Here is a 15,163-nt window from a genome sequence, read left to right as displayed (position 1 = left end):
TTTTCTTTTCTGAGATGGCCTGGGGGGGCCGCGGGTGGGTTGGCGGTGGGGGTTGAAGATCTCCTGGGGGGGGGCCGGCCGCCGCGGTGGGGGGCCCCCCCCCATTCTTCCACGAGGAAGGTGTGAACCTTGTGCAGCTTCTGGCTGCCCGTGACAACCTGAACCGCACGGTTGCAGGTGTTTCCGCGTCAGGCCTTCTTCGGGCTCTGACTGGCAGCCGGTGCATCAGCATCTGACACCGTGAGGGAGGTGGGACGCCTGCCAGCCACGAATCCGACGACAGCCAGGACGACGCCGATGACGATCAGGACGATTCCTGCGACAAGAGCGATGGTGCCGATCAACCAGAAGGCGTAGGCGGTCAACAGCATGGACCGCAGCGCGTCACCATTGAACAGCGTGGTGCGCAGTGCGGTGAGCGAGACGACCTGCGAATCCTTGTTGATCTCGTCGGTGGTCTTGCCCTGCGCCGTCAGGTCTGCCTTGCGATCGTTGATGTGATCGCCGACGCCCTCATACATCGTTCCGGCGGGAAGCCCCGCAGCCTTCACGGCCGCATTCATGTGCGCCCAGATGAAGTGATTGGCATAGGCCTGAGCCTGGGTGCCCGTCGTGAGCGGCTTGCCGATGTAGGGCGTCAGGGCATCCTTGTCGGCCTGATTGGCCAATGCATTGATACTGGCCTGGTCCGGCATCGTGATGTTCTCCTGCTTGAGCTGAGCGGTGACATAGCTGTGCGAGAAGTTACCTCCGATGAGGGCGCCGATTCCCACGATGATGAGCACTATGCCGACGATCTTGGCGAGCGTGGTGTAGATGGATCGAGTCATGATCCATGCCTTTCTCCGCGGCCGGTCGTGACCGCAGTCATCATTGACTTTTTGATCACTGTCATCCTATGTCGGACACTTTCACTCGAATTCACTCGAACTGCATGATGGCTGGGGCGACTCACGGCCCCGACTCGCCCAGATGGCCTGCATTGCCCAGATGATTCGTGCCGGTCCGGATCTGGGATGCCACGAATGAACTCACTGACAATGCCGCTGACATCGGTGAGCGCAGCTTGGGCGCCTGCCATGAACTGGCAGCCGGGGTCCCGCTGGTGAATTGGGCGGTGGAACCGACAGGTGATAAAGTCACTAGCCGCGCCCTGTGGGGCGCAACCCAGTACTTTCGACCCAGAGGCTGAACACGTGGCAAACATCAAGTCGCAGAAGAAGCGCATCAAGACCAACGAGAAGGCTCGCCAGCGCAACAAGTCTGTGAAGTCGGCTCTGCGCACATACGTGCGCAAGTTCCGGGAGGCCGCAGATGCAGGCGACAAGGAGAAGGCCGTCGAACTGGCCGCCGTCGCCAACCGTCAGCTGGACAAGGCAGCCTCGAAGGGCGTCATCCACGCCAACCAGGCCGCCAATCGCAAGTCCTCCATCTCCCGGCGGGCTGCAGCTCTCTGAGCTTGGTGCCAATGGCCACTCAGGGCTGAGTGCTTGGCCCTGCGCAATGTTCCTTCGGGATCTGCGCAGATGGCCCCGCTGTCGGCGACATTCAAGCGCCCCGATCCTCACTGGGTTGTCGGGGCGCTTGTTCATGCCCGTACGCGGCAGGCCCATGTGCGTATGACGGAGTCGCGATGTGATCATCGGTGCAGACGGCTCTGCTCACTGCAGATGTGGTGCTCGAAAAGGGCACAGCGAGCCTGGCACAGGCAGCCGGCTGCCGACACACGTGAGTTTCCACCCGCTGATCAGCCGTGCTGGCTCATTCGTGCGGCGTCCAGGGTGAGCAGCAATTTTTCCAAGGCGAAGTCCGGATCTGTGGCGGCTCCCTTGACCTCGGCATCTGCCCTTGCCACGGCGATGATACCTGCCGCCACCGCAGCAGAATCCCAACTCCTGGCCTGCCGGGCGAGGGTCTTCAGCTTCCACGGCGGAACACCGACCGCGCGTGAGAGTTCCACATCGGACATCCGCGAGGACCGATGATCCACATACTTGCCCAGCGCACGTAGTCCGCTGGCGAGAGCGCTGGTGACCAGAACCGGTGGCACGCCGCAGGACATCGCCCAGCGCAGTCGTTCCAATGCCCGTCCAGCATGACCTGCCAACACCTCGTCACTGACGGCGAAGCTGGACGTTTCGGCGCGCCCCACGAAGTAGCGGCTGATCATGTCGACGGTGAGACGCGTACCGGCCCAATCGCTGGCCAGTTGACTGACGGCACCGGCGAGTTCCCGCAGATCGCTGCCCACGGCGTCGACCAGGGCCTGGGCTGCGTGCTGATCCATGTCCACCCCAGCTCTGCGTGCCTCGGCGATGACGAAGGAGGGAAGTTCCCAGGCTTTCGGGCCGGTGGCAGGAACCACATGCGCCTTGCGCTTGCGCAATTTGTCGACCACGCCACGCCCTTTGGCTCCCCCGGGATGATCAAGGATCAGACAGACGTCGCTGGCGGGCTCGGTGGCGAACTGCACGATGGCATCACCCACCTCCACCGACGCGCCGGGAAGACCGTGCACCACCACCGCGCAGTAGGGCGTGAACAATGAGCCACCCGTTGCTTCGAGCAGGTCGGCAGGCGAGATGGCGCGAGCTTCCAGCTCACTGATCTGCACCTCGGGATGTTCCGCGCGGGCTGCATTGAGCAACCGGGCCACGGCACGCTGGGCCAGGAGGGCTTCGGGGCCCTGGACCAGGGTGACGGTGCCGAAGACTGACTGTGCTGATCCATGCTCGCCCGGGCCGCGCCCGGTGGGGGCCCGCACTCCAGACCTCTGAGTACGCTTCCTGCCCGTCCCCGCGCCTTGTGCTGCCACGAGCTCATGGTGCCACTGAGCACCGACACGATTGAATCTTGCCCATGTCACCATGGGCATCACGGGAAAGCAACATGGGTTTCGACACTGCCCTGGCATCATCGCCGGCTTGCCACATGGAACCGTCCGTCGCCCTGATGCGCCACGGCGATGTCGCCATGTTCATCCGTGCGCAGCACTGTCATCGAATGACGCGACAGGGTGCCCACAGTTTTGGCCGTGGGGTGGCCGTAGGAGTTGTTCTTACCGGCACTGACCAGAGCGATCCGGGCCTGGGTTGATGCCAGGAATCTGTCGTCCTGATCTGAGGAGCCGTGATGGGGAACTTTCAGTACCTCCGTGCGCAGGCCCTCGCCTATGGTTCTGTTTGCCGTGCGTTGTGCATTGGCACCCATGTCGCCTGTCACCAGCAGGCTGAAACTGGGCCGGGCGACACGTCCGAGGATGCTCGAATCGTTCTCGGCGGCGCTCTCACCTTCCCTTGCCGTCGGTGCAATACCCGGGCCGGTGTCGGGGGCCACCTGCAAGGTGAACCAGGTCGCCTCCCCCACCACGAGAGTGTCCCCGGGAGCAGCGATTCTGGATGGGGTTCCTCGTGCACTGATCATCGCATGCACGGCTGCGGCCTCCCTTGCCGGTGATACCAGCGGGTTGAGCAGCGCGGCCTGAACACTCGCGACCCGGTACACACCCTCCAGCCCGCCGACATGATCGGCATGGAAGTGGCTGAGCACCAGTAGCGCCACGGTGCTGATGCCGGCATTGCGCAGGCAATTCGCGATGGCTGCTGGGTCGGGCCCCACATCGACGAGCACAGCGCTGTGCGGGCCGCTGCGCGCCAGAGTGGCGTCACCTTGGCCGACATCACAACTCACCACATCCCAATCCGTGGGCCAGCCGGGCATCGGCGGGCGCCACAGACAGGCTGCGATCATGGCGATGCCCAGCACCAGGCACCACACCAGCCGGGCAATGACCCGTGCAACAAGCCAGGCGATACCCGCGCAGCAGGCACACAGCACCACCACGGCCACCGGTGATGCGGGCCAGGTCACGAGTGCGGCGGGCATGTCCGAGGCGATGCGGGCGACGAGGATCACCGGCTGGACGCACCAGCCGGCCAACCATCCCAGTGCGATCCCTCCCATCGGAAAGGCAGTGCCGAGGGCTCCGGCTGCCATACCGAGTACGGTGACAGGCCCGATGAAGGGCGCCACGAGGGCATTCGCACCCAGGGACACCATGCTCACGGAACCGGACAGCATCGTCACCAGGGGCTGGGTGGCCAGCTGCGCGGCAAGTGGGACGCAGATCGATTCAGCCAGCCATCCCGGCGACCAGTGGCGCATCGCCTGCTGCCATCGGCCCGCCCACCAGAGAATTCCGGCAGTGGCGAAGGCGGACAGGGCGAATCCCCAGCTGCGGGCCAGCCATGGATCGGCCAGCACGAGAATCCACACTGCCATGGCGAGTTGGCGCAGTCCTGCCGGGCCGACACCACGGCGACCTGTGGCTCCCAAGGCCACCAGGCCCATTGCCGCTGCCCTGACAACGCTCGGCTCGGAGCGGCACAGCAGCACGAAACCGAGCACGACAGGCAGTGCGAGCGCGCGCAGCGGCCACCCTCTCATACCCAGCGTGCGGGCGATGGTGAGCGCGAAGACGAGCATGAGGGTCAGGTTCGTGCCGGAGACGGCGGTGAGATGGGTGAGTCCGGCCGTCCTGAAGTCTTGGGTCAGGTCTTTCGGCAGTCCCGATGTGTCGCCCACGACCAGGGAGGGCACCAGCCCGGCCTGGGCCGGGTCGCTGTGTGCCATGGCATCATGCAGCGCGTCCCGGACTCTGTTGAGCAAGCCGTCAAGAGCGCCGGGCGGAGCCACCACGCGAGACGGAGCCGTGGGCCTGATCCGGGCCGCCAATTTGTCGGCGGTGTCCATGGGCTCGGATGCCTTACCCACCAAGACCACCTTCTGACCCACTTTCAAGGCAGTGAGTTCACTGGCCAGTTCCCCAGAAACGACCAGCTGTGCGTCTGCCCGCAAACGCGTAGTCTCGCCACGGCTGGTCAGCTGAACGACGCTGACAAGCAGCGTCACCGAATCTGGACGGCCTGCCTTGCCTTCATGGTTGCGGGGATCTGTGCGCACTTGGGCAACGATCTCGACCATTGCGTTCTGCTGGGCTGCCTCGGCGAGGGGCGAGGCGCGCACCGCCCACTGCTGGCCAAGGCTGGACAGCATGGCGGTGAGCGCGACTACGGCGCAGGCGCCCAGATGCCATGTGTTTCGGCGCACACCCACCCCGATGCATGCGGCCGTTGCCACCGCGATTGTGAGCCCGGCAGCGAGGGGCACAGTGAGCGTGCACCACGCGGCAGCCCAGGCGCACAGCGCCGGTGCCGCAAGACGCAGGTCCACCACGGCCTCTCGCGGGGTGGCAGCGCGCTCATCACGAGACGGTGACATGGTTCTTGACCTTCTCGTAGAGTGCGGGGCCGATGCCGCTGACCTCCTGCAGTTCCTCGATGCGGGTGAAACGCTTGTGTTCGTTGCGCCATTCGACAATCCGGCCGGCGATCACCGGCCCGATGCCGGGCAACTGGTCGAGGGCAGTGACATCGGCAGTGTTCAGATCGGTCTTTGAACCACTGGCTCCGGCACCGCCAGCTGTCTGACCGCTCGCTGCTGCACCAGCAGGTCCGGTACTGGCAGATCCGGCGCCGCCAGTTCCTGCGGCCGACCCCTGCGGGGCGGCTGGACCGCGTACTTCACCCCGGGGCGAGGCCCTCGTACCGATGACGACCTGGCAGCCGTCGCAGATGGTGGCCGCAAGGTTGAGCTCGCCTGGATCGGCACCATCAGTCATGCCGCCGGCGGCCTTCACAGCATCTGCCACCCGGGCTCCCCAGGGCAGCTCGTGCACTCCGGGGACGCGCACCTCGCCGAGGACGTGAACATGGACAGGCGGTTGCGGCGTCGGGCTCACAGAGCCGGGAGACGTCCCCGTGGCAAGCGGGGAAGCGCCAGGCGTGCTGAATCCCTCCAGTGCCGTGATGCGACCGGCCGGCACGGTGGTGGCGCGAGCCCGCAGGATCTGGCTGGTCGCGAAGATCAGCATCGCAGCGCAGACCACCACGACGACCGCCAGGTGAGCCCGACCGAATTCTCGTGCACTGCGAACGATTCTGGCAGGATTCGCCGCAGAGCGTTCCGTGCCATGTTCAATGGATTCTCGGTCCAGGGATCGGTGGTCGTGGTTCCCGGGGCTCTGCGTACCCCCACCGGAGTCCGGCGGGATCTGCGATGCGCTGCCCTCCTCCGGGAGAAGGAGATCACTGTGCTCTCCCGTCCTGTCCCCGAGACCTTCATCGAAATCGATGAACTCGTCGTCATCGGCTGCTTCGGACGGCCCAGAAGTCTCTGGCGACAACTGTCGACGGGGCGCGGGCGCAGACCACGGCTCGCCTGGCATGAGTTGCCTCAGCCGCTCGGCGAGCCTCTCCTGGTCGGAATCAATCCGCGAGGTGGGCCGCACACCGAGATCTTGTGCCCTCACCCACCAGATCGGTCAGTTCAGCGGTTCCCTGGGGACAAATGTCTGGAACGTGACGCGGCGAGGGCGTTCGGGACTGCACACAAGACCCCCGAGTTCACTGCACGCCCGCGCATCCATCAGCCCGCTCGGCATGGAGCCGACAAGAGTGTGCCGACAAGGCCTTACAGCAAATCGACGATCTCAACCTCGGGATAGTTGGGATGCCACATCTGTTCGGCAATCGCCTGCACGGGATCCTCGGGAACCAGCTGCGCCAGACCTTCGTCCACGGCCTGGCGTACAACGGCCAGCCCCACCTGCGCTGAGACCGTCCTCAACTCGCTGATAGACGGCAGCAGCGAGGCACCCAGGCTGGTGCTCATGCCGGCCTTCGCCACGGCCCTGGCCGCAGCCATGATCATCTTGTCGCTGACCCGGGTCGCCTGGGTGGTGATCACGCCGAGGCCGATGCCGGGGAAGACGAGCGCATTGTTCGCCTGGGCGATCTCAAAGCGCGTACCACCGTGCTGGATCGGCGTGAAGGGCGAGCCGGTGGCGATCAGGGCCTTTCCGTCAGTCCAGTTGATGAGGTCCTCGGGGAGGGCCTCGGCCCTTGATGTGGGATTCGACAGCGGCATGATGATGGGTCGCTCCTGGTAGGAGGCCATTTCGCGCATGATCTTCTCGGTGAAGGCGCCGGGCTGGGCTGAGCAGCCGATGAGCATCGTCGGGTGAACGCGATGCACCACTTCGGCCAGGTCGTATCCCGAGTGCCCGCCGCGCCAACCCTTCACGTCGTCCGCCGAACGGGCATAGGGCTCCTGGAAATCGCGCATGTGCCCACCATCGACGATGAGGCCCCGGCTGCCCATTGCCCAGAAACGCGAGCGGGCGTCCTGGGTGGCCAGGCCCTCGTCGCCCATCAGTTGCACGAGCAGGTCGGAGATGCCGATGCCAGCGGTGCCGGCGCCGTAGACCACGATCTTCTGTTCGGTCAGTGGCACCTCGGAACGCTTCACGGCGGACAGCACCGCCGCTGCGACGACCGCTGCCGTGCCCTGGATGTCGTCATTGAAGGTGCACAGTTCGTCGCGGTAGCGGGCGAGGATGCGATGGGCATTGCTGGGCCCGAAATCCTCCCAGTGCAGCATGGCGTGCGGAAAGAGCCTGTGCGCTGTAGTGGCGAACTCGTTGATGAATTCGTCGTACCGCTCGCCACGCACCCGGGAATGCCGCACACCCAGGTAGCCCTCGTCGTTGAGCAGCTCGAGATTGTTCGTGCCAGTGTCCAGCACGACAGGAAGCGCCCTGCTCGGGTGGATCCCAGCGGCCGCGGTGTAGACGGAAAGCTTGCCGATGGTGATCGAGACACCCCCGACGCCCTGGTCGCCTATGCCGAGGATGCCCTCGGAATCGGTCACCACGATGAGGTCGACATTGTCCGGGGAACGCCCGTAGTCAAGCAGCGATTGCTCCATGATCTCCGGATGGTCGATGTCGAGGAAGACACCGCGTGGGCGCTGGAAGAGATGGCTGTACTCCTGGATGGCCTGCCCGATGGTGGGTGTGTAGATGATCGGGAGCATCTCTTCGATGTGTTCGGTGACGAGCCGGTAGAAGAGGATCTCGTTGCGGTCCTGCACCCCGCTGAGAAAGATGTATCGGGCCAAGTCACTGGGCTCCACGAGGTACTGCTGGTAGAGGCGGTTGATCTGGTCGTAGACATTCATCACGCCGGATGGCAGCAGCCCGGTGAGGCCGAGGGCGCTGCGTTCCGCCTGGGTGTAGGCCGTCCCGAAATTGATCATGGGATGGGTCAGTACTTCGCGGCCCCGGGCGGCGATTCTCACGACCTCCTTGCCGTCACGACGGACGTACTCGAAATCCTTCTCCATGTCCCCTCCATTGCCTGCCGTCAACACTGACATCGGGTGTCGGCCAGCACCCGGAGTCCATCTTGTCACGGCGCATGCTCCACAGGGGATGGCGATGCAAAACCCGGGCCAAGGGCCCGTGCCAGCCGGAACCGCATGGGAATCACCTTGTCAGGCGAACAGTCCGCAGCTGTCGAAGGTGGCTTCGCCTCGCAGCACCGTGGCGACCACTTTGGTGTGGTACGCCCGGCGTGCAAAGGGTGTGTTGCGGGCGATGGACGACAGCCGCTGCGGATCGACCTGCCACGGCAGATCCGGGTTGACCAGGCACAGGCAGGCGGGCCTTCCCACCGTGAGGTCGGCGCCGTAGGAGTCGCCCAGGCTGATCAGTGCTGCCGGGCGATCCGACATCCGCAGGGCAAGTTCACGCCAGCTCATCTGGCCGCTGCGGACGAAAAGATCAGCGACCACGGCGAGGGCGGTCTCCAGCCCGAGCATTCCGTTGGCAGCCTGATCCCACCCGCACGCCTTGGCGGTGTCGGGGTGCGGTGCGTGGTCGGTACCGATCATGTCGAGCGTGCCATCGAGGAAGGCTGCACGGCAGGCCTCCATGTTCTCGCGGCTGCGCAACGGAGGGTTGACCTTGAAGTTGGGGTCCAACCCGGCGACGACATCGGTGTCCAGCGCCAAGTGGTGCGGAGTGACCTCTGCGGTGACCGGGTAGCCCATCTTCTTGGCCCAGCGGACAACCTCCACCCCACTGAGGGTCGAGACATGGCAGACATGCAGCCTGGCGCCGAGCTCGTCGGCCATGATGGCGTCGCGGGCGATGATCACCGACTCTGCCATCTTGGGCCAGCCGGTCCTGCCGAGTTCGCGGGCCAGCTCGCCGTCGTCCATCTGTGCGCCTACGGTGAGCAGCGGGTCCTGGGCGTGCTGGGCGATCACCGATCCGGTCTCGCGCATGACGATGAGGGCGTCGCGCATCACATCGGAGCGTGCGACGCAGTGGCCGTCGTCGCTGAACATGCGCACTGCCGCGCGGCTGTCGGCCATGCCTCGGATGTCGGCGAGTGTTTCGCCGAGCTGGCCCCTGGTGACCGCGCCGATGGCGTGCAGGTCGCAGCGGCCCAGCTCGGTGGCGGTGTCCACCTCGTATTCGACGATGTCTGGGATGTCGGCCACCGGATCGGTGTTAGGCATCGCGAAGATGGCGCCGTACCCGCCTGCCGCGGCGGCGCTCATTCCGCTGGCGATCGTCTCGGCATCGCCGAGGCCTGGATCACGCAAGTGGGTGTGCGGATCGACCAGAGCTGGGAGAGCCACCAGACCGGTGCCGTCGATGACCTGCACATCGGGGCCTGCCTGTGCGGGGTCGGCGAAGCGCCCATCGAGCACGTAGAGGTCACGAGGACCTTCGCCGAGTACATCGGCGCCCCTCAATAGCCAGTCCATCGCGCTCCTCTGCCCTTGCCCAGCCCGCATTGCCCGGTGCGGCATGCGGATCCACTGATCCGGCTCTTACTCATATCAGCTCGTGCTCATATCAGCTCGTGCTCATATCAGCTCGTGCATGCCCGTGACCGCCGGGCTGCCCGGCACGCCAGACTGCGACGACAGCTGAACCGTCACTGTTGTCTGCCAGAACCTGCCCAGGATTTCCCGGTCACTTGCCCGGGACGATGCTCACCATCTTCGGCAGCCTGATGATCGTCTTGATCACGGGACGGCCGGCGAGTGCTCGTTGCACATTCTGGTCGGCCATGGCCACCTCGATGGCGTCCTCCTCGCTGATCTCGGGGCTCACCTGGAGCTTGGCTCGCACCTTGCCCTGCACCTGCACGACCATCGTCACCTCGTCGTCCACCAGCAGGTCGAGATCGGCGGTGGGCCAACTGCTGTTCGCAATGGAGGGTTCGCGGCCGAGCAGTTCCCACATCTCCTCCGCGACGTAGGGAGCGAACAGGCTGAGCGCCTGGGCCACGAATTCGACGGCCTCGCGCACCGCCGGGTCTGCGCCCTTTGCCGCGGCCTTGTCGACGGTCCTGCGGGTGGCATTGACCAGCTCCATGATGCGCGCCACAGCCACATTGAATCGACCGGAGGCGATGAGTTCGCTGATGTCGGCGATGGTCTTGTGGGTGGCCTTGCGCAGCGCCTTGTCCCCGCCCGCCGGATCGGTTCCTGCGGGTGTGGCAACCTCCTGGGCGAGGCGGTGGGCACGCTGCAAGAAACGCAGTGAACTGGCCGGGGAGACATCGGCCCAGTCGATGTCGTCCTCGGGCGGACCGGCGAAGACCACGGTGAGGCGCACCGCGTCGACGCCGAAGGCGTCGAGCTGCTGGCCGAGGTCGACACCGTTGCCCAGGGACTTGCTCATGGACTTGCCCTCGTTGATCACCTGGCCCTGGTTGAGCAGGCGGGTGAAGGGCTCGTCGAAGTCGAGATAGCCCAGGTCGCGTAGCACTTTGGTGAAGAAGCGGGAGTAGAGCAGATGCATGGTGGCATGCTCGACACCGCCGACGTACTGGTCCACCGGAGCCCACCGTTCGAGGTCTTCGCTACGGAAGGGCCCCTTGTCATAGCCCGGTGAGCAGTACCGGAAGTAGTACCAGGAGGAGTCGACGAAGGTGTCCATGGTGTCGGTGTCACGTTCGGCCATGGCTCCGCACTTCGGGCAGCGCACCTTCTTCCACTCGGTGGCAGCAGCCAGCGGGGAGGTGCCCTTGGGCGCCAGCGCCTCACCGCGCAGGTCGGGCAGTTTCACCGGCAGGTCTTTCTCGGGAACCGGCACGTCACCGCAGTGGGGGCAGTGGATGATCGGGATCGGGCAGCCCCAGAAACGCTGGCGGGACAGCAGCCAATCGCGCAGCCGGTAGTTGACGGTGGCCTTGCCGGTGGAGTTGGCCTCCAGCTGAGTGATGATCGTCTTCTTGCCGGAGTCCTTGTCGGGCAGACCGTCGAGCGGACCGGAGTTCACATAGACGCCGTCGCCCGTGGTGGCGATGCCCGACACGGCGGGGTCCTCCTCGCCGGTGTCGATGACGCGTCGCACCGGCAGGCTGTACTTCGTGGCGAAGTCGAGGTCGCGCTGGTCGTGGGCCGGCACCGCCATGATCGCGCCGGAGCCATATTCGGACAGCACGTAGTCGGCTGCCCACACCGGGACTTTCTCACCGTTGACAGGGTTGATGGCCTCGACACCCAGTGGCACCCCGGTCTTGACGTGGTCGGTGGACTGACGCTCGATCTCATTGGTGCGCTTGACCCTTTCGAGGTACTCCTCGAAGGCCGGGCGCTGGGCATCGGCGACGATTTCGCCTGCCAAGGCGCTGTCCGGCGCGACGACCATGAAGGTGGCGCCATAAAGGGTGTCTGGGCGGGTGGTGAACACGGTGACCGGTTCGTCTCTGCCTTCGATGGTGAAGTCCACCCAGGCGCCCTCGGAGCGGCCGATCCAGTGGCGCTGCATGGCCAGCACCCGGTCGGGCCACTTGCCCTCGAGCTGATCCATGTCGTCGAGCAATTGCTGGGCGTAGTCGGTGATGCGGAAGTACCACTGGGTCAGCTCACGCTTGGTGACGACCGTGCCGCAGCGTTCGCACAGGCCTTCCTTGACCTGTTCGTTGGCAAGCACCGTCTGGTCCTTGGGGCACCAATTGACATATCCGCTCTTGCGATAGGCCAGGCCCTTCTTGAAGAACTGCAGGAACAGCCACTGCGTCCAGACGTAGTACTCCTCGTCGCAGGTGTGCAGCTCGCGAGTCCAGTCCAAGCTCAGGCCGTAGCGCTGGAAGGACTTCTTCTGGGTGGCGATGTTCTCGTAGGTCCAGCGGGCCGGGTGCTCATTGTTGCGGATGGCAGCGTTCTCTGCGGGCAGGCCGAAGGCGTCCCAGCCGATGGGGTGCATGACGTTGTAGCCCTGCATGCGCCACATGCGTGCGACCACATCGCCCATGGCGTAGGCCTCGGCGTGACCCATGTGCAGGTCGCCGGAGGGGTAAGGGAACATGTCGAGCACATAGCGGCGCTCACGGGGATCGGAATCCTTGGCGACGAAGGTGTCGTTCTCCTGCCAGTACTTCTGCCATTTCGCCTCTGCCGCCTTCGCGTCATAGGCCTCCCTGTCGCCACGACCGGATTCGGTGTCGTCCTTCGACGCGACCTGGCTCACTTCTCTGTGCCTCCTGCGACTTCAGCACCACTGTGCATTCGAGTTGCCTTCGAACGTGCCTCTTCACACGAGCTGTCCTCGGGCAAGCTGTTCACATGCGGGCTTTCCTGCCCCTGACAAACAAAAACCCCGATGTCACAGAGGGACATCAGGGAGCCACGCCACCGCCGATCGGAATCGGCTCGCGGGCATGGCTAGCCAAGAAGCTGGGCGCACACATGCATGTCCGTCAGCATATCGGACTGGCCAACCACCGCTCCATGACATCCCATGGCAGGCCGCGATCGCTCCCTTCACACGTCGAGCTTCCTACTTTCCTACAGCCGTCGTCATTCCGGCACACCCGCGTCGCCACGGCCTGCGCGACACATCTGTGTCGCCACTGCCTGCAGGAATCATCCGCACTCGGACAGATCGCGATGGCAACGACGCTGCCCCTGTGTGTGTGCTGATCCGATCTTGTTCCATATTTCCGGGGGGAGGGCGCGCTCATAGGTCTCCCGGACCAGTGCCAGCATCGAATAGTCAGGATGCAGCTGCTCACAACGCTTGATGCATTCAGTGAGCAGCGCTCCCCCGCCGCTGAGCCAGGACGCCATCGCCGCCAGGCACAGCACTGGGGCGGCCACTTCGGGCGGGGTGACTGCCACCACCCACAGCCACAGCTGCTGGTGCCGCCACCCGGTGTCGAGGTCCATGGCCATCCACGCGTGATCTCTCAACTTGATCTGCTGCACCACGACCGCCAGCTCCACGCAACGCAGCGCATCTGGTTGGTGCAATTCATCGACGGCCTCATGGAGGCAGTCATCGACAAACCTGAAACGACGCTCCAGGCTCCAGGTGGCGACGTTGTCCCTGGCCTCATTCCACAGGAACCGTGCCTCGTCGTCATCCTCATCAGGGCCCTGCACGTTCGCGGCCAGCTCCTGCCTGGAACCATGTGCCTGCAGGCCGGCCGCTATTGCCGCGGCAGTGACCGAGGATGCCATCGGATCGAGAAGGCGCCCGGCATCGCTTGTTGGCCTGTCCCCTTCAGTCAGAACCCAGTAGCGGTCATGTTCGACGAGAATGACCTCGACGAGCTTTCTGTTGTCGAGGACGCACGCCACCTTCAGCAGGGCGGCTTCGGTGGGTACTGGCGAGCCGTAGCCCACGATCAAGTAGTCGGTTCCGGAGCGACAGGACCCCAGCATTTTCCGGACCGCAGGGAGACCATCGCTCTCGAAGCACTGTTCTCGTGGCATGGCGCATCCGACCTGCACTCTGCCCTTGCGTGTGGCCAGGACGACGATGCAGTCACTGGGTTCGTAGCCGAGCCAGAAGGGAACGACGGCGAGCAGATCAGCGGGACCTGCAACCTTCAGATGGACCTGTTCTTGTCTCATGCCAGGACCATGTCTGCGGATCCGCCATTCGGTCATCACGATGAGTGGATGTGCACAATTTGCGATCACTCGGAGAACCTGTGGATCGCAGCGGTTCTTGTCCTATCCCTGTGCCTGTCGAATCCATGTGCCTGTCGAACGATCACCGCGAAGCTGGGGGACAGTGCTGGGACATAGGCTTTGACCACCATGAGTGAGCCGCCAGTTCCCCCTGCGCCCGACGAGGGCCATGACATGCCGGAAGCGCGGAGCGCTCAGGGCTCAACAGGTGCTCCTGGTCAGCCGACGGAGGACGGCTCGGGGATCAATCCCTATGGGGACGTCGACCCGTACGGGGACACCCCGAATGACCCAGACCGACATGAATTCCGGTCGGGCGAATCCTCGCCATCCGGGGTGGATCGATTCGGAGGAGATTCGGACAGAGCTCATCCGGATGGCCAGTTTCAGCCTCTGCGCGATGTGAGCAGTGCAGCGCCGGGCGCACGGTCTGGCTACCCCCCACCGTGGTCCACACCAACAGACAACCAGACACCGCCAATTCGCCTCGGTACGGAAAACGAACGATCCATCACCGAGCCGCACGAGGCCATCACGGCCTACCAGGTATCGCGTCGACGGGGGCCGGTCGTGGCCGTCATCGTTGCGGCCGTGGTGATCGCTGTCGTGCTGGTCTTCCTGGCCTCGCGGCCACCGGAGGTCCAGCCGCAGGCGATGCCAACTCCAACATCTACTGCTCCCGCCTCACCGACTACGCCTGAACCGGCAGGTTCAGCATCCGTGACGAACAGCATTCCCGTATCCACAAGGACTTTTCAAGGCACGTGGAACGTTGATTCGAGCACGTGGGATGCCCGGGGTGTCACGGTGCAGATGACGCTGAAGGCCAGCCAGGGCACTCTGACCTACAGCTTCTTCAGCCTCGACAACTCCACCACGAAGGAGTACCGGGCCAGCGGTGACATGGCGAGCGGCACCATCTCAGCCACCCGCACCCAGCAAGGCCAGATCCGGCTGGACAAGCCACGAGGCGACACCACGTTGATCCTCGCTGACCAGGCGGGACGCCAGATCACGGCGCTGATGATCCCGGCATAGGCGCGGGTCAGGTCTGGGCACTGTGGCGGCTGCGTCGGCCACGAGCAGGCCGCTCGCCACCTTGGCAGGCAGCACCGTCATTTTGGCGTAACAGAGGCCGCACGCTAGTATGTTCAGGTCGCTCCCGCGAGGGAGGGACCCAACAGTTGGGGCTATGGCGCAGTTGGTAGCGCGCTTCCATGGCATGGAAGAGGCCAGGGGTTCGAATCCCCTTAGCTCCACCAATGTGATGTCTCGCGACATGTGTCTCACTTGTCTCGCGACATGTGTCACAAAAAAG

Annotated in this window: 10 protein-coding genes and 1 tRNA gene; 3 read left to right on the top strand and 8 right to left on the bottom strand. The window is 64.6% G+C overall.

The genetic code is table 11. The annotated features are described in order from the left end of the window. Positions 1 to 188 precede the first annotated feature (188 nt). Entirely contained in the window at positions 189 to 830 is a 642-nt protein-coding gene (locus tag ABF648_RS10560) for a hypothetical protein (RefSeq protein WP_415632239.1), read from the bottom strand. A 366-nt stretch (positions 831 to 1,196) separates the two neighbouring features. On the opposite strand from ABF648_RS10560, the gene rpsT reads away from it, so the two are divergent. Continuing rightward, a complete protein-coding gene (gene rpsT, locus ABF648_RS10555) occupies positions 1,197 to 1,457 on the top strand; it encodes a 30S ribosomal protein S20 (RefSeq protein WP_415632238.1) in 261 nt (86 codons plus the stop codon). Positions 1,458 to 1,747: 290 nt separating this feature from the next. Here the strand turns inward: rpsT and holA are convergent, their stop codons facing one another. The 7 genes from holA to ABF648_RS10520 all read right to left on the bottom strand — a co-directional run bounded on the left by holA (position 1,748) and on the right by ABF648_RS10520 (position 13,785). After that, a complete protein-coding gene (gene holA / locus ABF648_RS10550) occupies positions 1,748 to 2,764 on the bottom strand; it encodes a DNA polymerase III subunit delta (RefSeq protein WP_415632237.1) in 1,017 nt (338 codons plus the stop codon). Between the two features lie 149 nt (positions 2,765 to 2,913). Next, positions 2,914 to 5,280 (bottom strand): ComEC/Rec2 family competence protein, encoded by a 2,367-nt coding sequence (locus ABF648_RS10545; RefSeq protein ID WP_415632236.1) that lies wholly within the window; start codon positions 5,278 to 5,280, stop codon positions 2,914 to 2,916. Then, entirely contained in the window at positions 5,264 to 5,950 is a 687-nt protein-coding gene (locus tag ABF648_RS10540; RefSeq protein WP_415632235.1) for a helix-hairpin-helix domain-containing protein, read from the bottom strand. Before ABF648_RS10540 ends, ABF648_RS10545 begins: the two co-directional genes overlap by 17 nt. Positions 5,951 to 6,531: 581 nt before the next feature. Further along, positions 6,532 to 8,244: an NAD-dependent malic enzyme gene (locus ABF648_RS10535; protein ID WP_415632234.1), complete on the bottom strand. Its 1,713-nt coding sequence runs from the start codon at positions 8,242 to 8,244 to the stop codon at positions 6,532 to 6,534. A 150-nt stretch (positions 8,245 to 8,394) separates the two neighbouring features. Beyond that, the gene (locus ABF648_RS10530) at positions 8,395 to 9,678 is read right to left on the bottom strand and encodes a dihydroorotase (RefSeq protein ID WP_415632233.1); all 1,284 of its coding nucleotides are present in this window, start codon (positions 9,676 to 9,678) and stop codon (positions 8,395 to 8,397) included. A gap of 211 nt (positions 9,679 to 9,889) precedes the next feature. Then, complete coding sequence (leuS, locus tag ABF648_RS10525) at positions 9,890 to 12,397, bottom strand: leucine--tRNA ligase (protein ID WP_415632232.1); 2,508 nt, start codon at positions 12,395 to 12,397, stop codon at positions 9,890 to 9,892. 395 nt (positions 12,398 to 12,792) lie between these two features. Continuing rightward, positions 12,793 to 13,785: a DUF4192 domain-containing protein gene (locus tag ABF648_RS10520; protein ID WP_415632231.1), complete on the bottom strand. Its 993-nt coding sequence runs from the start codon at positions 13,783 to 13,785 to the stop codon at positions 12,793 to 12,795. A 630-nt stretch (positions 13,786 to 14,415) separates the two neighbouring features. On the opposite strand from ABF648_RS10520, the gene ABF648_RS10515 reads away from it, so the two are divergent. After that, entirely contained in the window at positions 14,416 to 14,883 is a 468-nt protein-coding gene (locus ABF648_RS10515) for a hypothetical protein (protein ID WP_415632230.1), read from the top strand. 148 nt (positions 14,884 to 15,031) lie between these two features. Further along, positions 15,032 to 15,107 (top strand) — tRNA-Ala (locus ABF648_RS10510). The last annotated feature ends 56 nt before the right edge of the window (positions 15,108 to 15,163 follow it).

Origin of the sequence: Propionibacterium sp. (assembly GCF_047719395.1) — a bacterium.
Lineage (GTDB): Bacteria > Actinomycetota > Actinomycetes > Propionibacteriales > Propionibacteriaceae > Propionibacterium.
The sequence above is the reverse complement of the archived record's forward strand: the minus strand, read 5'-3'. Positions and strand labels throughout refer to the sequence as shown.